This window comes from Streptomyces sp. NH27, assembly GCF_056859195.1.
On the sequence record NZ_JACEGK010000035.1, the window covers coordinates 1 to 25,187 of the forward strand.

The 25,187-nt window shown below is 71.4% G+C and carries 26 protein-coding genes; 16 read left to right on the plus strand and 10 right to left on the minus strand.

Annotated features, from left to right (window positions below):
- Positions 1-327: 327 nt before the first annotated feature.
- On the minus strand, positions 328-1,974 hold the full coding sequence (locus AC13HU_RS05340) for a PucR family transcriptional regulator (RefSeq protein WP_483040558.1): 1,647 nt from the start codon (positions 1,972-1,974) through the stop codon (positions 328-330).
- Between the two features lie 277 nt (positions 1,975-2,251).
- On the opposite strand from AC13HU_RS05340, the gene AC13HU_RS05345 reads away from it, so the two are divergent.
- The 7 genes from AC13HU_RS05345 to AC13HU_RS05375 all read left to right on the plus strand — a co-directional run bounded on the left by AC13HU_RS05345 (position 2,252) and on the right by AC13HU_RS05375 (position 9,291).
- The gene (locus AC13HU_RS05345; RefSeq protein WP_483040559.1) at positions 2,252-3,937 is read left to right on the plus strand and encodes a peptide ABC transporter substrate-binding protein; all 1,686 of its coding nucleotides are present in this window, start codon (positions 2,252-2,254) and stop codon (positions 3,935-3,937) included.
- Positions 3,938-3,973: 36 nt separating this feature from the next.
- Entirely contained in the window at positions 3,974-4,903 is a 930-nt protein-coding gene (locus AC13HU_RS05350) for an ABC transporter permease (RefSeq protein ID WP_483040560.1), read from the plus strand.
- Positions 4,896-5,825 carry an ABC transporter permease gene (locus AC13HU_RS05355; protein WP_483040561.1) on the plus strand — a complete coding sequence of 310 codons (930 nt, stop codon included), beginning with the start codon at positions 4,896-4,898 and terminating at the stop codon, positions 5,823-5,825. The genes AC13HU_RS05350 and AC13HU_RS05355 overlap by 8 nt, the downstream gene beginning before the upstream one ends.
- Entirely contained in the window at positions 5,822-6,877 is a 1,056-nt protein-coding gene (locus AC13HU_RS05360; RefSeq protein WP_483040562.1) for an ABC transporter ATP-binding protein, read from the plus strand. Before AC13HU_RS05355 ends, AC13HU_RS05360 begins: the two co-directional genes overlap by 4 nt.
- Positions 6,874-7,920, plus strand: coding sequence for an ABC transporter ATP-binding protein (locus AC13HU_RS05365; RefSeq protein WP_483040563.1), 1,047 nt, complete (start codon positions 6,874-6,876; stop codon positions 7,918-7,920). The genes AC13HU_RS05360 and AC13HU_RS05365 overlap by 4 nt, the downstream gene beginning before the upstream one ends.
- A 247-nt stretch (positions 7,921-8,167) precedes the next feature.
- The gene (locus AC13HU_RS05370; RefSeq protein WP_483040564.1) at positions 8,168-9,031 is read left to right on the plus strand and encodes an isocitrate lyase/PEP mutase family protein; all 864 of its coding nucleotides are present in this window, start codon (positions 8,168-8,170) and stop codon (positions 9,029-9,031) included.
- Positions 9,028-9,291, plus strand: a complete 264-nt coding sequence (locus tag AC13HU_RS05375) for a hypothetical protein (protein ID WP_483040565.1) — start codon at positions 9,028-9,030, stop codon at positions 9,289-9,291. The genes AC13HU_RS05370 and AC13HU_RS05375 overlap by 4 nt, the downstream gene beginning before the upstream one ends.
- Positions 9,292-9,618: 327 nt before the next feature.
- Here the strand turns inward: AC13HU_RS05375 and AC13HU_RS05380 are convergent, their stop codons facing one another.
- Positions 9,619-9,924, minus strand: a complete 306-nt coding sequence (locus tag AC13HU_RS05380) for an ArsR/SmtB family transcription factor (RefSeq protein WP_483040566.1) — start codon at positions 9,922-9,924, stop codon at positions 9,619-9,621.
- Between the two features lie 91 nt (positions 9,925-10,015).
- Positions 10,016-10,318 (minus strand): hypothetical protein, encoded by a 303-nt coding sequence (locus AC13HU_RS05385; protein ID WP_483040567.1) that lies wholly within the window; start codon positions 10,316-10,318, stop codon positions 10,016-10,018.
- Positions 10,319-10,712: 394 nt separating this feature from the next.
- Here AC13HU_RS05385 and AC13HU_RS05390 point away from each other — a divergent pair, with 394 nt between their 5' ends.
- From AC13HU_RS05390 to AC13HU_RS05410, 5 genes are all read left to right on the plus strand, one after another.
- The gene (locus AC13HU_RS05390; protein WP_483040568.1) at positions 10,713-11,696 is read left to right on the plus strand and encodes a metal ABC transporter solute-binding protein, Zn/Mn family; all 984 of its coding nucleotides are present in this window, start codon (positions 10,713-10,715) and stop codon (positions 11,694-11,696) included.
- A 211-nt stretch (positions 11,697-11,907) separates the two neighbouring features.
- Positions 11,908-12,735, plus strand: coding sequence for a metal ABC transporter ATP-binding protein (locus tag AC13HU_RS05395; RefSeq protein WP_483040569.1), 828 nt, complete (start codon positions 11,908-11,910; stop codon positions 12,733-12,735).
- Complete coding sequence (locus AC13HU_RS05400) at positions 12,722-13,672, plus strand: metal ABC transporter permease (RefSeq protein WP_483040570.1); 951 nt, start codon at positions 12,722-12,724, stop codon at positions 13,670-13,672. The genes AC13HU_RS05395 and AC13HU_RS05400 overlap by 14 nt, the downstream gene beginning before the upstream one ends.
- Complete coding sequence (locus AC13HU_RS05405) at positions 13,669-14,532, plus strand: metal ABC transporter permease (RefSeq protein ID WP_483040571.1); 864 nt, start codon at positions 13,669-13,671, stop codon at positions 14,530-14,532. Before AC13HU_RS05400 ends, AC13HU_RS05405 begins: the two co-directional genes overlap by 4 nt.
- 250 nt (positions 14,533-14,782) lie before the next feature.
- A complete protein-coding gene (locus tag AC13HU_RS05410; RefSeq protein WP_483040572.1) occupies positions 14,783-15,886 on the plus strand; it encodes a cation diffusion facilitator family transporter in 1,104 nt (367 codons plus the stop codon).
- Positions 15,887-16,069: 183 nt separating this feature from the next.
- Here AC13HU_RS05410 and AC13HU_RS05415 read toward each other — a convergent pair whose 3' ends face one another.
- The 4 genes from AC13HU_RS05415 to AC13HU_RS05430 all read right to left on the minus strand — a co-directional run bounded on the left by AC13HU_RS05415 (position 16,070) and on the right by AC13HU_RS05430 (position 18,416).
- On the minus strand, positions 16,070-16,828 hold the full coding sequence (locus AC13HU_RS05415; protein ID WP_483040573.1) for a hypothetical protein: 759 nt from the start codon (positions 16,826-16,828) through the stop codon (positions 16,070-16,072).
- A 12-nt stretch (positions 16,829-16,840) separates the two neighbouring features.
- On the minus strand, positions 16,841-17,074 hold the full coding sequence (locus tag AC13HU_RS05420) for a metallophosphoesterase (protein WP_483040574.1): 234 nt from the start codon (positions 17,072-17,074) through the stop codon (positions 16,841-16,843).
- Positions 17,075-17,220: 146 nt separating this feature from the next.
- Positions 17,221-17,745: a flavin reductase family protein gene (locus AC13HU_RS05425; RefSeq protein ID WP_483040575.1), complete on the minus strand. Its 525-nt coding sequence runs from the start codon at positions 17,743-17,745 to the stop codon at positions 17,221-17,223.
- Between the two features lie 98 nt (positions 17,746-17,843).
- Positions 17,844-18,416 carry a cupin domain-containing protein gene (locus tag AC13HU_RS05430; protein WP_483040576.1) on the minus strand — a complete coding sequence of 191 codons (573 nt, stop codon included), beginning with the start codon at positions 18,414-18,416 and terminating at the stop codon, positions 17,844-17,846.
- A 135-nt stretch (positions 18,417-18,551) separates the two neighbouring features.
- Between AC13HU_RS05430 and AC13HU_RS05435 the strand changes: the two genes are divergently transcribed.
- Genes AC13HU_RS05435 through AC13HU_RS05445 form a run of 3 tightly spaced genes read left to right on the plus strand, consistent with a single transcriptional unit; the run spans position 18,552 to position 19,579 of the window.
- Entirely contained in the window at positions 18,552-18,986 is a 435-nt protein-coding gene (locus tag AC13HU_RS05435; protein WP_483040577.1) for an RrF2 family transcriptional regulator, read from the plus strand.
- Entirely contained in the window at positions 18,983-19,165 is a 183-nt protein-coding gene (locus AC13HU_RS05440) for a hypothetical protein (protein ID WP_483040583.1), read from the plus strand. The genes AC13HU_RS05435 and AC13HU_RS05440 overlap by 4 nt, the downstream gene beginning before the upstream one ends.
- A gap of 9 nt (positions 19,166-19,174) precedes the next feature.
- Positions 19,175-19,579: an ArsR/SmtB family transcription factor gene (locus AC13HU_RS05445; protein WP_483040578.1), complete on the plus strand. Its 405-nt coding sequence runs from the start codon at positions 19,175-19,177 to the stop codon at positions 19,577-19,579.
- Positions 19,580-19,686: 107 nt separating this feature from the next.
- Here the strand turns inward: AC13HU_RS05445 and AC13HU_RS05450 are convergent, their stop codons facing one another.
- The 3 genes from AC13HU_RS05450 to AC13HU_RS05460 form a co-directional block, all read right to left on the minus strand.
- The gene (locus AC13HU_RS05450) at positions 19,687-21,114 is read right to left on the minus strand and encodes an ABC transporter ATP-binding protein (RefSeq protein WP_483040579.1); all 1,428 of its coding nucleotides are present in this window, start codon (positions 21,112-21,114) and stop codon (positions 19,687-19,689) included.
- 34 nt (positions 21,115-21,148) lie between these two features.
- Complete coding sequence (locus tag AC13HU_RS05455; RefSeq protein WP_483040580.1) at positions 21,149-21,817, minus strand: ABC transporter permease subunit; 669 nt, start codon at positions 21,815-21,817, stop codon at positions 21,149-21,151.
- A gap of 342 nt (positions 21,818-22,159) precedes the next feature.
- A complete protein-coding gene (locus AC13HU_RS05460; protein WP_483040582.1) occupies positions 22,160-24,007 on the minus strand; it encodes a phosphatidylglycerol lysyltransferase domain-containing protein in 1,848 nt (615 codons plus the stop codon).
- 317 nt (positions 24,008-24,324) lie between these two features.
- Between AC13HU_RS05460 and AC13HU_RS05465 the strand changes: the two genes are divergently transcribed.
- Positions 24,325-25,187, plus strand: an 863-nt coding sequence (locus AC13HU_RS05465) for a hypothetical protein (protein ID WP_483040581.1), incomplete at its 3' end; no start/stop codon positions are given.

A 25,187-nucleotide genomic window follows, 5' to 3' on the forward strand; every position in this document is an offset into this window, starting at 1 on the left:
GTCCCCGTCCGGTTCCGGGTCCGGGATCACCGGCAGATGGGAGACCACCGGGCCGCCCCGGCCGGTGGCGCTGACCAGGGTCGCCCAACCGTGGCCCGCGACCAGTTCACGTAGTCGCACCGGGTCGGTCAGGGCGTATAGCGGTTGCTCCAGCATGGGTTCCCCCATCGGCTCGGCTGTGTTGTCCGGGCGACGGTATGTGCGGGGAGGGGGTCCGGAAATCGTGGAGCCCGTGCAATTGAGCCGGGGGGTGTTGTCGGAGCGGACAGCGGCATCGAGCCGGGGGTATCGAGCCGGCGGCGTCGCCGTGGCGGCCGCCGGCCGGCGTCAACCGGAGATCTGGTGCAGCCGTAGCTGTAGCCACACCACGAGCCGGGTGTCGGGGTCGTCCAGATCGAGGTCGAAGAGCTCCTGGATGCGGCGGACCCGGTAGCGCAGGGTGTTCTCGTGCACGGCCAGTTGCGCCGCCGCCGGAATCGCCTCGCCGAAGGCGTCCAGATACGCCAGCAGCGACTGGGCGTACGTGGTGGAGCGCTGCGCGTCGTGCTCGATGATCCGCTGTACGGGGCCCGGTGGCAGGTCGACCGACGGGGCACCCCGCTCGGTCAGTTCCATCAGCGTCACCCGGCTGCGGACATCGCCGACGGTGGCGATCGTGGGCGCCTGCGGGGTGCCGGTCAGCGCCCGCAGCACCCGGTCCGCGACGCGCCGGCCGGCCGGCACCTCGCCGAGCCGGGCCGCGGGCATCCCGATGCCGACGTGGAGGGCCAGGCCCGCGCTGCGCCGCACCGTGCCGACCACGTTCTCGGCGAACTTCACCACCCGCCGCTCTGAGCCCGGGTCGGTCCTGGTCGGGAGCAGGGCGTAGACCAGGCCGCCGGTCGTCGTGCACAGCGCCTGCGGATGCCACGCCTCGCAGTACAGGCCGACCAGCTCGACGATCCGGGCGCCACCGAGACCGGGCATCTCCTCCGGGGCCGCCTGCGCGAAGGCCACCACCGTGCTGGTGGTGTCCTCGGCGATGCCCAACTGCGCCGCCGCCGTACGCCCCGACACCGCACCGTCCAGCAGCGACGCCAGCGCCTCGCCGCGGCTCCACCGGTCCGGGTCCCGGTGGCTGCGGGCCCGGAGCAGGTGCAGCGCGGTGACCTTCGCGGCCTCTTCCAGCGCCGCCTCCGCGCCCTCGCCGAGCTGCGGGGTACCGTCCAGCGCCCACAGCAGGCCGAGCAGTTGCGGCCCGGCGCGTACCGCGACCGCCACCCGGTCGACGTGCTTGGTGTCGGGGATGTCGAAGCGCACGGGCCCGTCGGCGCGGATGACCCGGTGGTATTCGTCGAGGTTGGTCGGGCGGTCCGGGGTCTGCCGGCCCAGGATGCCCTGCCGCCGGATCTCGTCGATCTCCTGGTGCGGCAGGTTCGAGTAGGCGAGCACGTGGCCGAGCGGGTCCTCGATGGTGATCGCCCCGCCGACCTGGTAGGCGATGGCGTTGGCCAGCGGGAACAGGTCGCCGATGCCGATCGACGTGTACGTGTCCTGGGCCGGCCCGGACGCGCTGGTCGCGGCGGTGACCAGCGCGTCGAAGTGCCGCCACGGCATGTCGTCGGGGATCACCAGCAGGGCGACGCCCGCCTCGTTCGCGACCGCGGTGGCCGCCGCCAGGTCGCAGCCGCGGGTCTTGACGACGACCGCGCTGTAGCGTGCGGCGCCGGCCTGCCGTAGCGCGTCGAGGCAGTCCTCGCGCTCCGGCGAGCCGCCGACGACCAGCAGCACACCGTCGGCCTGGCCCGGCACCGGCTCGCACAGGTCGTGGACGACCTGCCGGCCGATCAGGACGTCCTCACTCTGTGGTGCGCACTCGACCTGGAGTACCAGCGGACCCAGGTGCTCCCGCAGGCGGCGCAGCGTCGTCCCAGCGGGCTCGTCGCGCGCTGTCGAGCCGGTGACCTGCGAGGCGGTACGGGAAGTGCTCGGCATCGCCACATCATAAGCACCCGTGGCAACCCCCCGACCGGACCGTGCCCCGGTGACGTACCGCAGTCGCCGTCGGGGGTGGGAGATCCGCCGGACACCTGGTCACACCCGGCACACCCGGTCACACCCGGCGCGGCCGGGGAGCGACCCGCGGCCGTGCGGCATGTGCGCCGAGACAAAACGACCGCGGCGTTTTTGCCCGCACCGATAAAGCTGCCGCCTCCGTAAGGGGCCAGTCTCGGCACACCCGAAATGCAGACCACGCCTGGAGGTACCCGAGATGACTCCGCCACGACCAGGACGTGTCACCCGATCAGGACGTGTCACCCGATCAGGACGTGTCAGCCTACCGGGACGTGTCACCCGGCCGGGACGCGTCGGCCGCAGAACCGCGGCGGCCCTGTGCGCGGTCGGCGCGCTGGCCGCCGCGAGCGCCTGCGGCGGGGGCGGCACGCAGGCCGGCGGCGCGACAGCCGACGGCGGCTCCTACTCGATCGGCGTTCCGACCTGGTACATCGCCCATCTCACCCCCGGCCGGGCGGGCTTCAGCGGTGTCGCGGACGCCATCTGGACCCCGCTGACCCAGGTCGACCGCAGCGGCAAGGTCGTCGACGCCGTCGCCCGGTCGGTGCGGTCCACCGACCAGCGGCACTGGACCATCACCCTGAAGTCCGGGTGGAAGTTCCAGAACGGCGAGCCGGTCACCGCGCAGTCCTTCGCCGACTCCTGGAACGCCGCCGCCTACGCGCCCAACACCATGGCCAACGGCTACCTGTTCGCCGGCATCGAGGGCTACGCCGCGCTCAACCCGCCCAACGGCAAACCCACCACCGACAAGCTCTCCGGTGTCCAGGTGACCGGCACCGACACCCTCAAGGTGACCTTGACCAAGCCGCTGTCGACGTTCCCCTACGTGCTGGCCGGCACCGCCTTCGCCCCGATGCCCAAGGCCGCGTTCAAGAACCTCGCCGGCTACGACCGGCTCCCGATCGGCAACGGCCCCTACCAGGTAGCGGCGCCCGGGCTGGCCCCCGGCGGGCAGCAGATCACCCTCAAGCGTTTCGACGGCTACCAGGGTGCCAAGGGCCACGCGGCGCAGATCACCGTCAAGACCTACCAGACCGACGCCACCGCCTTCACCAGCTTCCGCTCCGGCGCCGTCGACATCGCCACGGCGAGCGGCAACGACCTGTCGACGGCGAGCCGGACGTACGCCGCGCAGCTCGTCACCTCGCCCACCGCCGCCGTGGAGTACCTCGGCTTCCCCATGTGGGACAGCCGTTTCACCGATGTGCGGGTGCGGCAGGCGTTCTCGCTGGCCATCGACCGCAAGGCGATCGTCGGCTCGCTGCTCCAGGGCCATGCCCAGCCCGCCGCGGGCATCGCCCCCGACGTGATCGCCGGTGGTGGCGGCACCGACTGCGCCGCCTGCGGCTACGACCCCGCCAAGGCACGGCAGTTGCTGGCCGCCGCGGGCGGCTGGCACGGCTCGCTCACCCTGTGGACCAAGCAGGAACCCGAGTCCCAGACCGTCCTGGAGGCGATCGTCAACCAGTTGCGCACCAACCTCGGCATCACCTCCATCTCGCTGAAGGTCCAGCCGACCGACCAGATCTACCCCAACCTGCTGGCGCACAAGACCACCGGACCGTTCCTGCTCTACATGGGCGCGGCCTACCCGAACATCTACTCGCAGGACGACCAGCTCTTCGGCGCGAGCTCCGGCACCAACGTCACCGGCTACAAGAGCGCCGACTTCGGCGCCCTGATGGACAAGGCCGCGGCTGCGGGTACGGCCGCCGACGGGCTGCGGTTCGCCCAGCAGGCCGGCCGCACCGCCATGGCGGACCTGCCGCTCGCCCCGCTGTACTACCCGGTCAGCGGCGCCGTGCACGCGAAGCGGCTGACCGGTGTCCAGTTGGGCTACCTCGGCGACGTCGACCTGTCCTCGGTCACCGTCCGATGAGCGCGGCCGGCCGCTTTGCACACCGAGGGGGCCGGTGTGGGTAGCTACATGCTGCGCCGCGTACTGCTGATGGTCCCGGTCCTGCTGGGCACGACCTTCGTCATCTACGCCGCCGTCTACGCGCTGCCCGGCGACCCGGTCCAGTCGCTGGCCGGCCCCGGCCACGTGGTGACCCCCGCGACCGCCGCGGCGATCAGGGCGCACTACCACCTGGACGACCCGTTCCTCGTGCAGTACTGGCACTACGTCACCGGCCTGATGCACGGCGACTTCGGCATCGACCTGAACAACACGCCGGTCTCCGCGATCATCACCGCGAGCTGGCCGGTCACGGTCAAACTCGCGGTGATGACCTGGGTCATCGAGGCGGTCGCCGGGATCTCCCTGGGCTGCCTGGCCGCCCTGCGGGCCGGCCGGTTCAGCGACCTGGCGGTGCTCGGCGGGTCCAGCCTGATCCTCGGCGTGCCGTACTTCATCACCGCCTACGTGGCGCAGAACCTGCTCGGGGTGAAGCTCGGCTGGTTCCCGGTGTCCGGTACCGACGCGGGCTGGCCGATGAGCTATCTGGTGCCCGCGCTGTGCCTGGCGCTGCTCGGAGTGCCGGAGATCTCCCGGCTGACCCGGGCGAGCATCCTGGAGAACCTGGGGGCGGACTTCGTCGTCACCGCGACTGCCAAGGGACTCGGCAGCACCCGTGTGCTGCTGCGGCACGTGCTGCGCACCTCGCTGATCCCCGTGGTGTCCATGCTGGGGACCAACCTGGGCTACCTGCTGTCGGGGACGATCCTGATCGAGGGCATCTTCAACCTGCCGGGCCTGGGCTACCAGGTCTTCCAGAGCGTGCAGCAGCACGACGGCCCCACCGTCGTGGGCATCAGCACCCTGCTCGTCCTGGTCTTTCTCTTCGTCAACCTGATCGTGGACCTGCTCTACGGCGTACTCGACCCGAGGATCCGCCTTGACTAGCGCGCTGCGGAAGAGGCCCTCCGCCGACACCGGGCCCGACGCTCCCACCTCCGACGCCGCCGCTTCCGGCGGAACCGCCGATCGCGGCACCCTGCACCGCCTGCTGCGCCGCCCGCGCTTCTTCCTCCCGCTGGCCGTCGTCGTGCTGCTGTGCGCCATGGCGGCCGTGCCGTCGGCCTTCGCGGGCTGGTTCGGGCACGGCGATCCGCACCAGTGCTCCCTGGCGCGCAGCGGGCAGGGGCCCACCGCGGGCCACCCGTTCGGCTACGACGTGCAGGGCTGCGACCTCTACAGCAACGTCGTGCACGGCGCCCGCGACTCCATCAGCATCGGTCTGCTGACCACCGCGCTCACCCTGGTCGTCGCCGTCGTCCTCGGCTCGGTCGCCGGATACTTCGGCGGCATCCTCGACCTGCTGATCAGCCGGCTGATGGACGTCTTCTTCGGCTTCCCCATGCTGGTCGGGATGATCGTGGTGCTGGAGACCTTCAGCGTGCACAGCATCCTGAGCGTCTCGCTGGTCCTCGCGCTGTTCTCCTGGCCGGTGCTGACCCGGATCATGCGCTCCTCGGTGCTCGCCGTGCGCGGCCTGGACTACGTCACCGCCGCCCGTGAACTGGGCGCCGGCCCACTGCGGATCATGCTGCGGCACGCCGTTCCCAACGCGATCATGCCGGTGGCCGTGTTGACCAGTATCAACATCGGCGGGGTGATCACCGCGGAGGCGTCGTTGACGTTCCTCGGCGTCGGCCTGACCGCCCCCTCGATCTCCTGGGGCGTCCAACTGAACACCGCGCAGCAGTACTTCACCACCCACCCCGGCCTGCTGCTGTTCCCCGCCCTGTTCCTGTCCCTGGCCGTGCTCAGCTTCGTCCTGCTGGGCGACTGCCTGCGCGACGCGTTCGACCCGAGGCTGCGATGACCACCATCGAAGGCGCGCCCACCGCCCGGACCCACCCGCTCGCCCGGTTCCCCGGATACGACCCCGCCGCGCCACCGCTGGAGGTCCGCGACCTGCGGGTGGCCTTCGCCGACCGGGCGGGCCGGGCCGGCGCCGGCAGCGTCGTGGTCGACGGCGTCGGCTACCGCACCGAGCCCGGCCGGACGCTGGCAGTGGTCGGCGAGTCGGGCTGCGGCAAGAGCCTGACCGCGCGCGCCGTCATGGGCATCCTGCCACCCGGCGCGGCCGTCACCGGCGGGTCGATCCTGCTGCACGGCATCGACCTGCTGCGACTCGACCGGCGCGCGCTGCGGAAGATCCGCGGCCGGCACATCGCCATGGTCTTCCAGGACGCGCTGTCCGCGCTCAACCCGGTGCTGCCGGTCGGCTTCCAGATCGCCGAGGTCTTCCGCGCCCACCGCGGCCTGACCCGCCGTCAGGCGGCCGGGGAGGCGGTGGCCATGCTCGACCGGGTGCGCATCGCCGACGCCGCCCGGCGCGCCGGCCACTACCCGCACCAGTTCTCCGGCGGCATGCGGCAACGGGTCATGATCGCCATGGCCCTTGCCCTCACCCCCGAGGTCCTGATCGCCGACGAGCCCACCACCGCGCTCGACGTGACCGTGCAGGCGCAGATCCTGGAACTGCTCGCCGACCTCCAGGCGGAACACGCCATCAGCCTGGTGCTGATCAGCCACGACATGGGAATCGTCGCCAACGCGGCCGACCGCGTGGTGGTGATGTACGCCGGCCGGGTCGCCGAACAGGCGCCTGCCGTCGACCTCTACCGCGGGCCGGCCCACCCCTACACCCGGGCGCTGCTGGACTCGATACCGCGGCGCGGCTCGCGCGGCCGCCCGCTCGCCGTCCTGGACGGCGCACCGCCGGACCCGGCGGCACTGCCGGACGGCTGCGCGTTCCGGGCCCGCTGCCGGCACGCGGACGAGAGGTGCGCGACCGCGCCGCCGCACCACAGCGTCGCCCCGCTGCACACCAGCGCCTGCCACCACTGGAAGGAGGTGACCGGCCGATGACCGGCGCACCGCTGATCCTCGAAGTCCGCGACCTGGTCAAGCACGTTCCGGTCGGCGGCGGACGGCTGCGACGTACGACGGGGCAGGTCACGACCGTCGACCGGGTGAACCTGGAGTTGCGCCGCGGCGAGACCCTGGGCCTGGTCGGCGAGTCCGGGTGCGGCAAGTCCAGCCTCGCCCGGCTGCTCACCGCCGTCGACCGGCCGTCCTCGGGTGAGATCCGGCTACTGGGCGAGCGGCTCGACCAGTTGCGCGGCAGCCGGCTGCGGGCCGCCAGACGGCACATCAAGCTCGTCTTCCAGGACCCCTTCGCGTCCCTCGACCCGCGGATGACCGTCGAGGCGATCGTCCGCGAGCCGTACCTGATCCACCGGGACGCCGCCCCGCGCGGCGAGCATCGGCGGCTGGTCCGTGAACTGCTGGAACTCGTCGGCCTCAACCCCGATCACGCCGGCCGCTACCCGCACCAGTTCTCCGGCGGGCAGCGTCAGCGCATCGCCATCGCCCGCGCGTTGGCGCTGCGCCCGGAGATCCTGGTGTGCGACGAGCCGGTCTCCGCCCTCGACGTCTCCGTACAGGCCCAGATCGTCAACCTGTTCACCTCGCTCCAGCGCGAACTGGGCATCGCCTACGTCTTCATCGCCCACGACCTGTCCGTGGTCGAGCACATCGCGGACCGGGTCGCGGTGATGTACCTCGGCAGGATCGTCGAGGAGGGCACGGCCGAGGAGGTGTACGACCGTCCCCGGCACCCGTACACCGACGCGCTGCTGTCCGCCGTCCCCGACCCGGTCCCCGATCCGTCCCGAACCTCCACCCGGGTGGTGCTGCACGGCGACGTACCGAGCCCGCTCGATCCGCCCGCGGGATGCCGCTTCCACACCCGCTGCCCGCACGCGGCCGACGAATGCGCCGCCCACGAGCCGTCGTTGCACACCCAGGACGCGGCAGGCGGCGCCCACGCGGCCGCCTGCCACTTCCCGCTGCGGACAACTCCCCGCAGAACGGGGGTTTCTTCTGCCCGGCCCGCTCCGCCCTGCTGAACGGTCGGTCGTCCACCAGCCGGCTTCGCGGCGGCCGGGAAGTGCCGGTTGGGCCGTACGCGGAGATGTCCGATTGGTTCCGTAACGTTTCTGCGGTGAACGGTTTGGGCCGTGCGAGTGACTAAAGGCTTGGCGATCTTTGCATCAAGAGTCGATGGAGAAATCATCTTGCTTTGGTAAAGCCCGTCGCGTTGGGGCGGCTTGGGCTGCGCCCGATTCAGGGCGCCGACACCGAAGGAGAGCCACGTTGAGCTATGGACAGAAGTTGCGTGAGCAGATCGCCGCGCCGGGCACGACGCCGTTGATCGGCGTCTACGACATGTACTCGGCGTCACTCGCCGCCGAGCACTTCGACGGGATGTTCGTCTCCGGCTTCGGGTTCGCCGCGTCGTACTACGGGCTGCCGGACATCGGGTTCATCGCCTGGCCGGACATGGTGGCCTTCGTGCAGCGGCTGCGCGGCGCCTTCCCCCGGCAACACCTGCTCGTGGACATCGACGACGGCTACGTCGACCCGGAGGTGGCCTGCCACGTCGTGGAGGGCCTGGAGCGGATCGGGGCCTCGGGGGTGATCCTGGAGGACCAGAAGCGCCCCCGCCGCTGCGGGCACGCCGACGGCAAGCAGGTGCTTCCGTTGGAGGAGTATCTCGAGAAGCTGGAGATGGTGCTGGCGACCCGCCGGGATCTGGTCGTGGTGGCCCGTACCGACGCGACGGAGGAGAAGGACATCCTGCGCCGGGCCGAGCGCCTCGCGGCCACCGATGCCGATGTCGTTCTGGTGGACGGGGTCCGCAGCGTGGAGTGGATCAGGCGGATTCGCGAGGCGGTCGGGGACAAGCCCCTGCTGTTCAACCAGATCGCCGGTGGCAAGTCCCCCCGGCTGTCGCTGGGCGAGCTGTCCGATCTCGGCATGGACGTGGCGATCTACAGCACGCCCTGCCTGTTCGCGGCGCATGCGGCGGTGGGCGCGGCGCTCACCGACCTCAAGGCCGCCGACGGGCGCCTTCCGGCTGTCGACAACGTGGAGGGGATCGGCGTCGCGGCGTCCACCCGGCTGCTGGAGCGGAACATCGCGCGCCATCACCCCGCCGTCGAGCTGGCCGGCGTATGAGCGCGCTGCTCCCACGGGCACGGGCGGTGCTGCTGCTGACCGCGACAGTGCTGGCCTGCGGGGCGGCGCCCGCGGTGGCCGACGGAAGTCTGCTCACCGTCCTGGACAACTCGCACTCCGACTCCATCCTGGAGGTCGACCGGACGGCCAACGTCCAGACCGGTCACGGCGATGCCGGCAGTGACCACGACGGCAGCGCGGTCGACGCCCTGGAGGTCCTCTTCGGCGCGGGCAACCCGGGGCAGGACGGTGACGACTGAGCAGGGCTGAACCGAGCTGAGCAGAGCTGAACCGAACCGAACCGAACCGAACTGATCGGACGGGCAACCGGGTTGCGCGGCCCTTCGGGACCGGGCCGCCCAACCCACCAGCCGTAGGACGAAGTTCGCGGCTCCGCCTAACGCGGGCTCCGCCTGACGCGGGCCCCGGGCGAGTGATCCCCGGGGCCCGTGGCGCTGGTGGTTCTGGTGATGCTGTTGGTGTCAACGGCGCTTCGGGCGCACCGCATCCGGCCGGGCTGCGCTCACGGATCTTCTCGCCGATGGTTGTTCGGTGTACGGCCGGCCCCGTCCCTGCGGGCCGGCCGATCACTCCTCGACATGCCGGATCGCGTCGAGCACGATGTGCGCGACGTGCTCGTCGACCAGGGTGTATTCGACCTCGCGGGCCTCGCGGTGGGTCGCCACGATGCGTGACGTGCGCAGCACGCGCAGGTGCTGCGAGACCAGGGGCTGGTTGACCCCGAGGGCGGCGACGAGTTCGTGGACCCGTTTGCCGCCGGTGGACAGCTCGCGCACGATGCCCATCCGTACGGGAGACGCCAGGGCCCGCAGCAGCTCGCTGGCCGCTCGCAGGGCGAGCGTCGAGGCATCCGGTTGAACGGGAACCGTCATATGCAAAACCTAACATATGAGAATGAGTCCCATATGGGGCCCAGCTCGGGCCCAAGCGCGGCCCAAGTGGCCCCCTGGGTAGGGCCCGCGCTCAGTGGTCGTCCCAGTGCCCTTCGTGGGCGGCGTGCCGGTGTCCGTCGTGCACGTAGTCGGTGTGGCCCTCGTGCGGCACCGCGACATGGCCGCAGCCGGGACCGTGTTCGTGGGTGTGTCCCTTGTGCTCCGCGTGTCGCGCGGTCGCGCACTCGTCGGCGTGGCCGTCGTGGCTGCGGTGCAGGTGTCCGTCGTGTGCGTAGTCGGTGTGGTCGCCGTGGGGGACGGCGACATGGCCGCAGTCGGGGCCGTGGACGTGCTGGTGGTCGGCGTGCTGCCGGTGTTCGGTCGGGGCGGTCATGGGCTGCCACTCCTCGTCTCTCTGGTGTCGAGCGCGGTCACACTCCTATAGCGACATTAACATATAGCAATGTACGCATGTATCGAGATGGCGGGCGTGCCGCATCGACCGGCTGGGCCCGGCGCCGGCGGCCACCGGCGCCGGTTCGCACCTCTGCGGCGGTGCGCGGTCGCCGCGCCCGGTGCCGCATGCCCCACCGCGCACCGCTGTGACCAGTGACGATGTGCCGCCGAGGAGCTTCCGGCCGGGACTGGCGGAGTCGAAGGTCAAGATTCTGTAATGATTTTCATCTCGCCTTGAGTCAAGGTGGGATTGGGATTCGTTTTCAATTACGGTGAGGGGGCCGCGGCCGGCCGGGCCGCGTTCTGGCCAGCACCGCACGAGGAGAACCGCCATGACCAGCCCCGTCGCCCGCAGCGCGGCGCACCGCCGCCGCTCCACGTTCGCCGCCGGCGGGATACTCGTCGCCGCCCTGGTGGCGACCAGCGCCTGCTCCACCGGCTCGAAGTCCTCCGACGACGACAAGGCCGGTGCCACCGCGGGCGGTTCGGGCGGCGGCAAGGTCATCCAGGTGGTGGCGGCGGAGAACTTCTGGGGCAGCATCGCCGAGCAGATCGGCGGCAGCCATGTGAAGGTCACCAGCATCATCACGAACCCCGCCACCGACCCGCACGACTACGAGCCGACCGCCGCCGACGCGCGCACGGTCGCCACCGCCGGGTACGCGATCGTCAACGGCATCGGCTACGACTCGTGGGCGTCCAAGCTCCTTGCGTCCAATCCCTCGGCGCAGCGCTCGGTGCTCGACGTGGGAGACCTCGTCGGGGTCAAGGGCGGCGGCAATCCGCACCGTTGGTACGCCCCGGACGACGTGCACAAGGTGATCGAGCAGATCACCGCCGGCTACAAGAAGGCCGACCCGGCGGACGCCGGCTACTTCGACGACCGGAAGAACACCTTCGAGACCAAGACGCTCGGCGAGTACAACAGCCTGATCGCCGGCATCAAAACGAAGTACGCGGGCACTCCCATCGGCGCCTCGGAGTCGATCGTCAGCCCGCTCGCCGAGGGCCTCGGCCTGAAGATGCTCACGCCGTACTCGTTCCTCAGTGCGGTCAGCGAGGGCGCCGACCCCACCGCGCAGGACAAGAACACCATCGACCACCAGATCGCCGCCCAGCAGATCAAGGTCTACGTCTACAACAGCCAGAACGCCACGCCCGACGTGCAGGCGCAGGTCAAGGCCGCCAAGGCGAAGGGCATCCCGGTCGCCACGGTCACCGAGACCCTCACCCCGGCCGGAGCGTCGTTCCAGCAGTGGCAGGTGACCGAGCTCAAGGGCATCCAGCGGGCCCTGGCCGAAGCGATGGGCAAATAACGTGCATCCGCTCACCAGACTCCGCGCGGCCGTCCGCCAGGGCGTGCCCGGTCCACGTGAAGACGCCGCCGCGGGCCCGCGCGAGGGTTGCCCGCCCGGTCCGCGTCAAGGTGGCGCGCCCACTTCGCCGGCCGCCGACCGTACGCCTCGGGCGGAGACCGACAGTACGCCGCGGCCGGCCGAGGGCGATACGCCGCCGGCCGGCCCCGCGGTGGTGTCCCTGCGGGACGCGGCCGTGCGGGTCGGCGGACGCACCCTGTGGTCCCATGTCGAACTCGACATCGCGCAGGGGGAGTTCGTCGCCGTGCTGGGCCCCAACGGGGTCGGCAAGTCGACCCTGGTCAAGGCGATCCTCGGGCTGGTCCCGACGACCGACGGCAGCATCACCGTGCTCGGGCGGGCGCCGGGCCAACTCGCCCACCAGGTGGGCTACCTGCCGCAGCGGCGCAGCTTCGACGCCGGCCTGCGCATCCGCGGTGTGGACATCGTCCGGATGGGCTGGGACGGCGACCGCTGGGGGCTGGGGCGGCCGGGGTCGGCGCGGACCGCCCGCGCGCGGATCGCCGAGGTCATCGACATGGTCGGTGCGTCGGCCTACGCGCACCGGCCGATCGGGCAGTGCTCGGGCGGCGAGCAGCAGCGGCTGCTGATCGCCCAGGCGCTGGTCAGGCAGCCCCGCCTGCTGCTGCTGGACGAGCCGCTGGACAGCCTCGACCTGCCCAACCAGGCGTCGGTGGCCGCCCTGATCGGCCGGATCTGCCGCGAGGAGAAGGTCGGCGTGGTGATGGTCGCCCATGACGCCAACCCGATCCTCGCGCACCTGGACCGGGTGGTGTATCTGGCCGAGGGCGGGGCGGTGGCCGGCACCCCGGGCGAGGTCATCACCTCGCAGACCCTGACCCGCCTGTACCGGACGCCGATCGAGGTGCTGCGGACCTCCGACGGCCGGCTGGTCGTCGTCGGGCAGCCCGAGGCGCCCGCGGTGCACAGCGACCGCCACCCGCCGGCGGGGGAGGGGGTGGACCGTGCGGATCGCTGACGCCGCGACCGGCTGGTCGTGGAACCCGGTCGCCGACATCCAGCAGATGTGGGCGTTCCCCTTCATGGTCAACGCCTTTCGCGCGGGCGCGATCGTGGCCGTCGTGGCCGGGGCGATCGGCTGGTACATGGTGCTGCGCCGGCAGAGCTTCGCCGGTCACACCCTGTCCACCGTGGCCTTCCCGGGCGCCGCGGGCGCCACCTTGCTGGGGGTCGGCGCGGTCTACGGCTACTTCACGTTCTGCGTCGGCGCCGCCCTGGTGATCGCCGCCATCCCGCGGGCCGGCCACGAGTCCGGCGGCGAATCCGGCGGCGAGGAGGCGGCGGTGACCGGAACCATCCAGGCGTTCCTGCTCGGCGCCGGATTCCTCTTCATCGCCCTGTACAAGGGGTTCCTCGGCGGGATCGACGCCCTGTTGTTCGGCAGCTTCCTGGGGATCACGACGACCCAGGTGGAGGTGCTGGCCGCCGTGGGCGCGGCGGTCCTGCTGGTCCTGGCCGTCGTCGGACGGCCGTTGCTGTTCGCCTCGGTCGACCCGGCGGTCGCCGCCGCCCGCGGCGTGCCGGTCCGGCTGCTGTCCACCGTCTTCCTCGTCGTGCTGGGCGCGGCGACGGCGGCGACCAGCCAGATCACCGGCGCGCTCTTGGTGTTCGCGCTGCTGGTGGTGCCCGCCGCCACCGCACAGAACCTGACCGCCCGTCCGGTACGCGGCATCGCCGCGTCGGTGGGGATCGCGCTCGCCGTGACCTGGACCAGCCTGACCGTGGCCTACTACTCGCCGTACCCGATCGGATTCTGGGTGACCACCTTCGCTTTCGCCGCCTACGCGGCCAGTTGGGGAGCCCGCCTGTTGCGCGAGCGCCTCGGACGGGCGCCGGACCGTACGGCCGCGACCGCCGCGACCGCGACCGCGTGGACCTCGGGGAGCCTGCTGTGACCGTCCTCGCCTCCGGATGGCCCGGCGCGCTCGGGCACCCCTTCTTCCTGCACGCGGCCCTGGCCGGGGCGGCCATCGCCGCCGCGTCCGGCATGGTCGGCTACTTCCTCGTGCTGCGGGCCCAGGTCTTCACCGGCGACGCGCTCAGCCACATGGCGTTCACCGGTTCGCTCGCCGCGCTCGCCGCCGGCATCGACCTGCGGCTGGGGCTGTACGCCGCGACCATCGCCGTCGCCGTCCTGCTCGGCGCGCTGTCGCGTTCCGGCCGCGCCGACGACGTCGCCATCGGCAGCGTCTTCGCCTGGATCACCGGGCTGGGCGCCTTCTTCCTCACCCTCTACACGACCTCCGGCGGCGCCGACAACGCCGGCGCCGGCGTCCGGGTGCTGTTCGGCTCCATCTTCGGGATGTCGGCCGGCCAGGCCGGCACCGCCGCCGCCGTGGCGGCGGGAGTGTGCGCGGTGGTGCTCGCGGTCTTCCGGCCGCTGATGTTCGCCTCCGTCGACGAGGCGGTCGCGGCGGCGCGCGGTGTGCCGGTACGCCTGCTGGGGTTCGGCTTTCTCGCGCTGGTCGGCGTCACCGCCGCCGAGGCCACCCAGGCGGTCGGGTCGCTGCTGCTGCTCGGCCTGCTCGCCGCCCCGGCGGGCACCGCCCAGCGGCTGACCGACCACCCCGCGCGGGCCTTCGCCCTGTCCACGACGCTCGCGGTCGCCGAGATGTGGGGCGGCCTGACCATCAGCTATGCGGTCCCGAAGATGCCGCCGAGCTTCGCGATCGTGGCGCTGGCCGCCGCCGTCTACGCGACCGCCTTCGCCCTCGGCGAGCGACGGCGGCGCGGCCCGCGCCTTGCCCAGGCGTGAGCGAACGCGCGTGCGCGGAACGGGCGTGCGCGGAACGGGCGTGCGCGGAACGGGTTTGAACGGTACGGGCGTGAGCGGAACGGGCCCGCCTGCCCCGCCGGGTTCCCGACCGCCACGCCCGCCGGCCCCGCCGACCACGCGCGGGCCGGCCGCCACCGGCGACGAAGGAGTTGTTGCGACGGCATCGCAGCAGCTCAGCACATGTAGAAGGGTGATGGCTGCAATCGGCCGGAGCTGTCACCGTAGGAACATGGACGCCGGCGAGCACACGCACGAGCACGGGCACGGGCACACGTATGAGCATCAGCACGGACGCGAGCCCGAACACCGAGGCGAGCACGGACACACGCACGAGCACGGCGGTTCGCGAACTGCCCGGCTCCGTAACCGAATTGGGCACATGGCCACCCCGCACAGCCACGAGGCGATGGACAAGGTGGACGCCGCGCTGGCGACCTCGCGTGAAGGACTGCGGGCGCTGTGGCTGTCGTTGGGCATCCTCGGCGCCACCACCGTGATCCAGGTGCTGGTCGTCGCGGTGTCGGGGTCGGTCGCGCTGCTGGGCGACACGATCCACAACGCGGCCGACACGCTGACCGCGGTGCCGTTGGGGATCGCGTTCGTGCTGGGCCGGCGCGCGGCGAACCGCCGTTACACGTACGGGTACGGGCGGGCCGAGGACCTGGCGGGCATCGCGATCGTGCTGACCATCGCCGCCTCTTCCGCGCTGGCCGGCTACGAGGCCGTGCACCGGTTGTTGGAGCCGCGTGCCGTGACACACCTGTGGGCGGTGGCGGTCGCCGCGGTGGCCGGGTTCGTCGGCAACGAGTGGGTGGCGCGCTATCGGATCGCCACCGGGCGGCGGATCGGGTCGGCGGCGCTGGTCGCCGACGGCCTGCACGCCCGCACCGACGGCTTCACCTCGCTGGCGGTGCTGCTGGGCGCCGGGGGCGCCGCGATCGGATGGCGGTGGGCCGACCCTGTGGTGGGGCTGCTGATCACCGTGGCGATCCTGGTGGTGCTGAAGGACGCCGCCCGGCAGGTCTACCGGCGGCTGATGGACTCGGTCGATCCCGCGTCGGTGGACGCCGCGGAGGAGGCGCTGCGCCGGGTACCCGGCGTGCTCGACATCGGAGCCGTACGGATGCGGTGGATCGGCCACGCGCTGCGAGCCGAGGCGGACATCGTGGTCGACCCGCACCTGACGGTGGTGCGGGCGCACGAGTTGGCGGTCGCCGCCGAACACGCCCTGATCCACGCCGTACCCCGGTTGACGGCGGCCACCGTCCACATCGACCACGTCGCGCACGGCACCGACCCGCACGCGGGACTGCGCCACCATGTCGTGGCGTGACGGCAGTTCGGCCCGTCGTCGGCCAACTTCGCTGGTTGACAACGGCATTGGCGTGCCCGGTGGCCATCACCTTTGACGGCCGACTCTCCGCAGCCCGCCGGTAGCTCCAACCACCCTGGCCACACCGTTCGTTTGGGCGGACCCGGCATCAGCGGTGGTGCGGTGAGGCGAATACGTGACGGCTCAGTCGGGCAGCTCGTCCAGTACCAGCCCCAACACGGCCGCCAGGTCGATTGTCCTGCGCGGAGTTGGGCACTGCCTGGCCAGACCGGTCTGGTCGAGGCGGCCGTTGCGGGCTTGGAAGAGAACCTTCGCGGCGGGATGCCGGCGTACTTCGTCGATGGTGAGCCCGTCGGCGACTCGATGCGCTGTGGCGAGCAGGGTGGGGAATGCCGACTGTAGATCCGTGGCCCACTGCTGGAGCTCCTCCAGCCACCTGTGTGTGGCGGCGTCAGGTGCCGAGGAGAACCGCTCTATCGCCTGAGCCAGCTCCAGCCAGGTGGAGTCATGCCAAGGCTTGGTCTTCAGGACGGGCAACTGCCACTGGCGCTTGGTGGTCGACCAGTGGTCCGCATGCGCCTTTACCGAGTGGACCGTGAATCCCGGGAGACACAGTGCGGTCAGGTTCCAGCCGTGGCAGGCACCGGTGTCGAGGCCGAAGATCCTGCCGTCACGGATCATCGGCTCCCGGCCGGTTACGTGATGGCCGAACACCACCGGCTTGGCATCGGTGTAGTGGTCATGCCAGTAGCTGTCCGGGAACAGTGTCGTGAGCTCTCGTTCACCCCTCGTCGAGCCACAGAGGATTTCCTCCCTCTGGTCGGACAGCGGAATCCCGGACAGCATCGCTGCGTGGACAACACGGACATGCTCGTTCTCGAAGTAGTACGGCAGCGTCCGCATCCAGTCGACCACCTCGGTGTAGTGGTCGCCGAGCTGCAAGCGCGTGATCTCCTATGCGTAGGAGAAGATCCCGCGTACGTGCTTCCGTTCGTGGTTGCCCATGACCACGACCGAGTTCGGGCGCTCGCGGAAGAGTCTGACCACGTCACCGGGCGCTGGACCTCGGTCGACCACATCACCGACGCTGACCAGCAGGTCGTCCGGCTGGATGTCGACCTCGTCGAGCAGTTCGAGCAGCTCGTCGAAGCAGCCGTGGATGTCGCCGATGATGATTGTGCGCCGCATGCGTGCGATCCTAGGCAGGCACCGACTCGGCGTACAAAGGGTTTTGTGCGCGGCAGCGGCTCCCTCGGTGAAGGTCGCCGGCGAGTTTGGCGGCGTCAACCTCGGCAGCTTCCTCGTCGAGTGGCGCGTGGGCCGTAAGTCCGCTGTCAGGTGGGAGAGTTGACGTCCAGTGCGGTGTGGGTGCCGAACGCCCGCGCGTGGTAGGTCAGCGGTTGGGTCGGCGCGGTCTCGGCATTGAGGACGCGGCCGAAGACGACGACGTGGTCGCCGCCCGTGACCAGGTCGGCGACCTCGCACGCCAGGAAGCCGCTCGCGCCGGGCAGCCGGGGCACTTGGGAACCGAGGCGCCAGTCGACGCCGGCGAACTTGGCCGGACCGCCCTTGCGGGCGAAGTTCATCGCGAGGTCGGGCTGCGCCGCCCCCAGGATGTTGAGGCCGAACCGGCGGCTTCCGGTGATGACCGCCAGCAGGTCGGAGGCCCGGTCCAGCGAGATCAGAACCATCGGCGGGTCCATCGAGAGCGAGGTGAAGGCGCTGACGGTGGTGCCGTAGGGCGACGGCCCCGCCATGGCGGTGACCACGGCGACGGGTGTGCACACGCCGGCCATGGCCTCCCGGAACGCGGACTTGAGGTCCTCCGCTATGTCCGGGCGGGATTCGGTACTGGTCACCAGGGCTCCCCTTTTTCGTCGTCGGACCGGTACGCCGTCGGGCGGCTCGGACCGCGGCGGAAACTGCGTCGTCGGCCTGCGCGGATCGTTCGGCTCGCTCAGCCGTCCTCGGCCCCTGACCCGGCCCCTGCCCCGGCCCCCGGCTCCGTACCCGGCTCCGAAGCCGGCTTTGACCCGAGCGCGTAGAGCCCGGGAAGGTTGACCACGATCGCCTCCTGGGTACTGCGGGCGATGACGACCACGGCCTCGTCGTCGGGGTCCGGGTTCTCCTCCCGGTGCGGCACGAACGGCGGGACGAAGATGTAGTCGCCGGGGGAGGTGCGCAGCCGTACCTCCTGCGGGGCGTCGCCGGAGTCGTCGACGAAGACGAACTCCGGGTGCCCGCTGATCACATGGATGGCGGTCTCGGACTCGCCGTGGTGGTGGTCGGTGGAGGCGGTGGCGGGAGCCACATGGGTCTGGCCCATCCACAGCTTCTCCGAACCGACGGTCTTCCCGCTGATGGCCGCGAACCTGCGCATGCCGCCGGTCTGGGCGGTGTCACCGTCCAGCGCGTCGGCACGGATGTGGTGCAGGCGGGCCCGCAGCGACGATGTCGGCGGGGTCGGGCTGTCGGTGTCGTGCAGGTGCGGATGGAAACCTTCACCAGGCTGCGTCGGCGGCGTACTCATGGCCCGGACGCTAGGGCGCCGCCGAAAAGGATGTCAAGAGGTGTCTATTAGCCTTCACCTGCGGCAATGTTTCCGCAATGGTCGGTACACAGCGGAAAACCCCGCCTCGGACGGTCCGTCGGGCATGATGAGGGCATGCATATCTCCGCGAAGGCGGACTACGCCACGCGCGCCCTTCTGGAACTCGCCAGCGAGCCCGGGCGCCCGCTCAGTTGCGAGGCCATCGCCTCCGCACAGGAGATCCCGTTCCGGTTCCTGAAGTCCGTGGTGGCCGAGTTGCGAAGGGCCGGACTGGTGCGCAGTCAGCGCGGCTGCGAAGGCGGCTACCGGCTGGGCAGGGCGGCCGACGAGATCACCCTCCTGGACGTCGTGCGCGCGGTCGACGGCGAGCTGATCACCCTGCGCGGCGAGCCGTTGGCCTCGCTGGACTACCCCGGCCCCGCGGCCGGGCTGACCTCGGTATGGCGTCAGGTCGAGGCCGAGGCCGCGGCGATCCTGGGCGGGGTGACCCTGCACTCGCTGCTGACCTCGGCGAAGCGCGAGCGGCCGGCCCGGAAGCGCGCGGCGTGACAGCCGCGCGACAGCCGGAACCGGCGGTTGAGGTCCCACCCACACCAGGCGCGTACGGCCTGGCCGGCACCGCCGGTTCGACGTGCAACTCGCCGTTCGACCTGGCCCGCCGGTTCGCCGCGCTCGACCACATCAGCGGCGGCCGCGCCGGCGACGGGTGCGGCGCTGCGAGCGGTTAATATATTTGCATGGAAACGCAAGTAGCCTGGGACGGCGAGCGGGCCGAGCGGTCGGTGGAGGTGCTCAAGGCGGTGGCCGATCCGTCGCGCTACCGGCTGCTGTGGGCCCTGAGCGAGCGGGAGTTGCCGGTCAGCCGGCTGGCCGGGCTGATCGGAGCCCATGTGGCGGCCACCTCCCAGCACCTGGCGAAGTTGCGTGCGGTCGGGCTGGTGGTCTCGCGGCGCGAGGGCACCCGCATCTTCTACCAGGCGGCCGGACCGCACGTGCGGGCGCTGCTGGTGGGAGTGGTACTGGCCGCGGACGAGGCCGTGGCCGGGCAGGGCACCGACCCGGCGGAGCCGGACGGCGCGGCCGCCGTACGGGAGCAGGACGCACGGCTGGCCGGGGTACCCAGGATCGTCCCGGAGCACTGACGGCCGCCGACGCCTACGGGTCGGCGGCCGTTCGCGCGGGTGGGCACCGTTCTTGAAGTCGCTCTTGAGGGCGCTCTTGAGGTGGTTCTCGGGGTGGAGTGCCATGTTCAGCGCTGTTCCCGGTCGGGGGGCAGCAGGGTGGGGTCGTTCTCGTCGAGGCGGTATTCCTGCGGCTCGGCGTCGTAGGCGTACAACTCGGCGTAGCGGTCCCAGTCGGTGGCGGTCTCCAGCTGCCGGGTGACCTGCTCGCCGGTGAAGTGGTGGGCCAGCAGGTCGCGGAAGAAGCCGGCGCGCAGGGTGCCGGCGGGGTTCTGGCGAAGGCTCTGGGTGATCAGCGTGACCAGTGGGGCGTTGCGCACCGCCGCGGCGAAGATCCGCTTCGACTCCTGGACGTCGGCGCCGGCGTACGCGGTGCCGGTGGGGGTCAGCAGCAGGTCGTCGCCGCTGAGGGTGGTGAAGCCGAGCAGGTCGAGCGCATCTACCTGGGGCATCAGGTCGTCGATCTCCAGGCCGAGTTCGTCGGCGAGGTCGGCCAGGTCGCAGCGGCCGCCGCGGTTGAGCACCATCTCGGCCAGGCCGGACAGCCCGTCGACGCTGGCCGGCGGCAGCGGGGCGTTGGCGGGGGTGCGCTTGTCGAGCGCGACCTGTGCGTGCCGGCCCGGGGTGCGGGTCTCCTTCTGACGGCCGGTCATGGTGCGGTAGACGCGGTCGATGAGCTCCTCGAAGGCGGGCGCGTTCCGGTAGCGGGGGCGGGCCAGGCCGACCTCGAAGACCTCGCGGATGGTGCCGTAGGGGCGGGCGCCGAGCACCACGATCCGGTCGGCCATCAGCACGGCCTCCTCGATGTTGTGGGTGACCAGCACGATGGCGCGGGTCGGGAACTGCCCGGACTCCCACAGCTCCATCAGCTCGCCGCGCAGGTTCTCGGCGGTGAGCACGTCGAGGGCGGAGAACGGCTCGTCCATCATCAGCACGTCGGGTTCGACGACCAGGGCGCGGGCGAAGCCGACCCGCTGGCGCATGCCGCCGGACAACTCCTTGGGGTAGGCGGACTCGAAGCCGTCCAGGCCGATCAGGTCGATGGCCTGCAACGCGGCGTCGGCGCGCGCGGCGGGCGGTACGGCCTTGGCCTCCAGGCCGAGTTCGACGTTCTGCTGCACGGTCAGCCAGGGCAGCAGGGCGAAGGTCTGGAAGACCATCGCGGTGCCGGGGTTGGCGCCGGTGAGCGGGGTGCCCTTGTAGCTGACGGTGCCCGAACTGGCGGGCACCAGGCCGGCCAGGCAGCGCAGCAGGGTGGACTTGCCGGAGCCGGACCGGCCCAGCAGGGCGACGACCTCGCCGGCGCGGATCCGGAGGTCGATGCCGGACAGCACGGGCAGTTCGCCGTCGGCGCCCGCGTAGGACTTGGTCAGGCCGACGGACTCCAGCAGCAGTTCGCCGTCGGCGGGACGGCGCGGCTTCTCGGCGGTGAGGTGGGCGAGGCCGGCGCGGGCGCGGCGGCCGGCGCGCAGGTTGTGCAGGATCTTCAGCACCATGACGTGCTCCACTTGCGGGTGTCGGGAGGGAGGTTCACAGCGAGTAGCGGGTCTCGGCGAGCCGGTAAAGGCGGCGCCACAGCAGCCGGTTGAGCCCGACGACGTACAGGCTCATGACCGCGACCCCGGCGAGCAGGTGCGGATAGTCGCCCTGTTCGGTGGCCTTGGCGATGTAGGCGCCCAGGCCGGTGGCGGTCAGCGTGGTGCCGCCGAAGGTGACGACCTCGGCGACGATCGAGGCGTTCCAGGCGCCGCCGGAGGCGGTGATCCCGCCGGTGACGTAGGACGGGAAGATCCCGGGGATGATCAGCCGCCGCCAGCGCTGCCATCCCCTGACGCCGAGGTCGTCCATCGCCTCGCGCAGGTCGGACGGGATGGCCATGGCACCGGCGATGGAGTTGAACAGGATGTACCACTGGGCGCCGAGCGCCATCAGCAAGGTGCCGCCGATGTCGATGGACAGGCCGGTCTTCAGGAAGAACCACACCGCCAGCGGGAAGAGGAAGTTGGCGGGGAAGGACGCCAGCACCTGCACCAGGGGCTGCGCGATCCGGGTCAGCCGCGGCGAGAAGCCGATCTTCACGCCGATCGGCACCCAGATCACGGTGGAGACCGCGACCAGCACCACCACGCGGGCGAGCGTGGCCAGGCCCAGCAGCAACGGTTCGCCGAACACGCTGAGCCCGGTGCGGTCGTGGAGCACTGGATGAACAGGTGAGCGTCAAGGACCCGCCCGGGCGGTGCCGTGCCTCGTCGAGGCCGACGCCGCGCGCGGCGCGGGGGAGTTGGGGCCGCGGGGCCCCGACCGGTCGATGATCAGCGAATGCCCTGGAGGCAGCGCGAACTGGGAGGGTCTGCGCCCATGGCCGCCTCCGTTCCGTGATGGTGCTGCGTCCCGGGCGTGCCCGGCACACGCGGGACCCGACGCCAAAGAGTGTGCCTGTTGTTGCATCAATACGCAAATAAGCAGGTGGGTGTGGCGGTCCCACCCCTCGGCGGCCGCCGATCCGGCGAACTACCCCTCGGGGGCTGCCGATTGTGCGTACTACCGGTGCTGGGCGGTGGCCTGTCGCGTCTCGGCGGTGGTGTCCGCGTGCCGGGTGTCCGAGTGCCCGGTGTCCGTGCGCGGGGTGTCCGTGCGCCGGGTGCCCGCGTCCGCCTTCCCGTGCCAGCGCAGGCTCGGCCGGGGCAGGTTGAGGAACGCCTCGGCCTGGAGCGCGGCGACGCTGATCCGCAGCAGGTCGCGGGCGGTGGGATAGACCAGGAAGCGCGGTTCCCACCGGGGCTGGAACTTGGCGTTGAACTTGTACAGCGAATCGATCTGGAACCAGCGGGACAGGAACAGCAGCAGGCCGCACCAGGCGCGCAACACCGGCCCGGCGCCCAGCCGCTCGCCGCGGGCCAGGGCGGCGCGGAACATCGCGAAGTTCAGCGACACCCGGGTGATGCCGAGTTCGGGGGTCAGTTGGAGGGCCTTGACGATCAGCAGTTCGTTGAGGCCGGGGTCGGCCTCCCGGTCGCGGCGCATCAGGTCCAGCGAGATGCCGTCCGGGCCCCAGGGCACGAAGTGCAGGATCGCGCGGATGTTCCCGCCCGGCGCGGGAGCACCGGCGTCCGGGTCCTTGTGTGCGGTGACCACCACGCAGTCACCGTCGCCGCTGTCGCCGAAGCGGCCCAGCGCCATGGAGAAGCCGCGCTCGACCTCGGTGCCGCGCCAGGCGGCGGCCGCGTTGCGGATCTCCGCCTTCTCCGCCTCGGACAGGTCGCCGACCCGGCGGACCCGGCAGGTGTAGCCGGCGCGCTCGATCCGGTTGACCATCTGGCGGACGTTGCGCATCGACCGGCCGGCCAGGCTGAAGGAGTCGGTGTCGATGAACGCCTCGTCGCCGATCTCCAGCGCGGACAGGCCCGCCTCGCGGGCCCACACCTCGCCGCCGGTCTCGCTGCAGCCCATCGCCGCCGGCACCCAGGCATGCCGGGTGGCGGTGTCCATGAACTCCTTGATCGCGCCGGGCCACGCCTCCACGTCGCCGATCGGGTCGCCGCTGGCGAGCATCACCCCGGACACGACCCGGTACGCGACGGCCGCCTTCCCCGAGGGGGAGAAGCAGACGTTCTTGTCGCGGCGCAGCGCGAAGTAGCCCAGCGAGTCCCGCCCGCCGTGCCGGGCGAGCAGCGCGCGCACCCGCCGCTCGTCGGTCTCCTCCAGCACGGGCACCGGCGTGGAGGGGCGCAGCGCGAGGTAGATGGTGGTCGCCGCGGTCAGCAGGCCGAGCCCCGCGAGCGAGTAGTACACGAGGTCGCCGGTGCGCGCGCTGGCGTACTCGACCGGGCCGCTGATGCCGACCAGGCCGTAGGCGACGTGCTGGAGCCGGTCGGTGAGGCCGGGCGTGCCGATGTCCGTCTTCGAGTGGACGCTGACGATCAGCAGTCCGGCCCCGAAGCTGAAGGCCGTCAGCGCGAGGAAGTTGACCACCGCGCGCCAGCGGGTGCGCGGATCGGACAGCGCGTAGAACTCGCGGCGCGCGATCAGCAGCAGGATGAACAGCACCACGGTGACGATGGCCGGAACCCGCTGGTGCCAGCGCAGCGCCTGGAGCACCGCACCGGTCGGCAGCAGGATCATCACGGCCCGCCAGGCACGCCGCTTCCGGCGGCGCAGGGCGTGCGCGAGCATCACCATCAGTACGCCCACGATCAGCGAGGCCGCGGTCGCCAGCGTGGACACCACTCCGGGCAGCGCCACCGCCAGGGTCTGCACCCGTGCCCGGCGCATGTGCGGGAAGATCGCCGCGAGGACGTCCAGCACCCCCGCCAGCAGGCACAGATAACCGGCCACTGCCGGAACCCAGCCGTACCGGAAGAGTCGAATCCTGTTCCGGACGGAGCGGATGCCGGATGCCTCGGAGCCATTCACGAACACAGCGTACGGCGTACCGACTCGCGAGACATCCACCCGTTCGGCCCTGGCCTGTCCGGATACGACCAGGTGGGGTGGCCGCCGCCGGCCGACGTGCGACGACGCGCCGATGTGGCCGCCGGGCGCGGCCCTGACGCACACCTGGCCGGAAAAGGGTCAACCTTCGTCCGAAGGCCCTGTATGTGCAACCCCTATGTGTAGACCAAGTTGCCGGGGGGTTAGATTCCGTTGGGCACGATCGCGGACGCGGCGGCTGCTGGGAGGGGACATTGATTCGGGGAGACAGACAGGTGCACCCGCTCCGTACCTGCGTAGCAGCAGCAACGTTCCTCTGGCGTACGCTGCGCCGCGAATGGCAGGGCATCATCGCCGATCCGGTACGGCAACTGACCAGGAAAGGGCCCTCGGGGCTCCTGCTGGCCTGTATCGCCGCATTCGGCGTCATCTTCTTCCACGGCCTGGCGCAGCGTCAGGCCGGCGCCGTGGCCGTACGGCTGCTGGGCGGCGTATACGGCAGCCTGCCGCTGTGGCTGGCCCTGCTGCGCACGCCGGTGTCGCTCTACGTCCCGGCCCTCGACCTGCCCGTGTGGGCGGGTATCACCCAGCTCTTCCTCGCCTTCGCCCTGGCCGAGTTGGCGCTGGGCCGGGTCAGGACCCTCTTCATCGCCTATGCGACGACGCTGGCCGGGACGCTCACGGTCCGGGTGATGATCGCGCTGGGGCCGGGCTGGTGGCGGCTGGGACTGCCGCCGCAGACCGGGCAGGTGCTCGACACCGGGCCGTCCGCCGCGGTGGTCGGCCTGTTCACCTACATATCCGTCATCCGCCGTGCCCCGATCGTCTTCGCGCTCACCGGCGGATCGATGGTGTGCGAGTCGATCGCCGATCCCAACCTGGCCGGGCGCGAGCACCTGATCGCCGTGGCCACCGCGATGATCCTGGGCCTGTGCCACGGGCATGGCCGGTGGTGGCTGACGATCGTGGCCCGGGGTACGTCATGGTGGCGGCCGATCGGTCCGGCGCCGCGGCCGGCGGTGGCCGCGGCGCGCTGCGGGCTCCCGGCGGTTCCGTCGGCGGTTCCGTCCGCGCCCCGGACGACGGCGCCGCCCGGCGAGCCGGAGCCCGCCGGGAAGGTGCTGGGAGCGCCCCGTAC

Coding starts and splice junctions, on each gene's coding strand:
- AC13HU_RS05390 (WP_483040568.1), top strand. CDS start 10,713: ATGACCAGCCCCGTCGCCCGCAGCGCGGCGCACCGCCGCCGCTCCACG.
- AC13HU_RS05430 (WP_483040576.1), bottom strand. CDS start 18,416: ATGAGTACGCCGCCGACGCAGCCTGGTGAAGGTTTCCATCCGCACCTG.
- AC13HU_RS05360 (WP_483040562.1), top strand. CDS start 5,822: ATGACCACCATCGAAGGCGCGCCCACCGCCCGGACCCACCCGCTCGCC.
- AC13HU_RS05345 (WP_483040559.1), top strand. CDS start 2,252: ATGACTCCGCCACGACCAGGACGTGTCACCCGATCAGGACGTGTCACC.
- AC13HU_RS05435 (WP_483040577.1), top strand. CDS start 18,552: ATGCATATCTCCGCGAAGGCGGACTACGCCACGCGCGCCCTTCTGGAA.
- AC13HU_RS05380 (WP_483040566.1), bottom strand. CDS start 9,924: ATGACGGTTCCCGTTCAACCGGATGCCTCGACGCTCGCCCTGCGAGCG.
- AC13HU_RS05365 (WP_483040563.1), top strand. CDS start 6,874: ATGACCGGCGCACCGCTGATCCTCGAAGTCCGCGACCTGGTCAAGCAC.
- AC13HU_RS05445 (WP_483040578.1), top strand. CDS start 19,175: ATGGAAACGCAAGTAGCCTGGGACGGCGAGCGGGCCGAGCGGTCGGTG.
- AC13HU_RS05420 (WP_483040574.1), bottom strand. CDS start 17,074: ATGCGGCGCACAATCATCATCGGCGACATCCACGGCTGCTTCGACGAG.
- AC13HU_RS05340 (WP_483040558.1), bottom strand. CDS start 1,974: ATGCCGAGCACTTCCCGTACCGCCTCGCAGGTCACCGGCTCGACAGCG.
- AC13HU_RS05410 (WP_483040572.1), top strand. CDS start 14,783: ATGGACGCCGGCGAGCACACGCACGAGCACGGGCACGGGCACACGTAT.
- AC13HU_RS05450 (WP_483040579.1), bottom strand. CDS start 21,114: ATGGTGCTGAAGATCCTGCACAACCTGCGCGCCGGCCGCCGCGCCCGC.
- AC13HU_RS05375 (WP_483040565.1), top strand. CDS start 9,028: ATGAGCGCGCTGCTCCCACGGGCACGGGCGGTGCTGCTGCTGACCGCG.
- AC13HU_RS05385 (WP_483040567.1), bottom strand. CDS start 10,318: ATGACCGCCCCGACCGAACACCGGCAGCACGCCGACCACCAGCACGTC.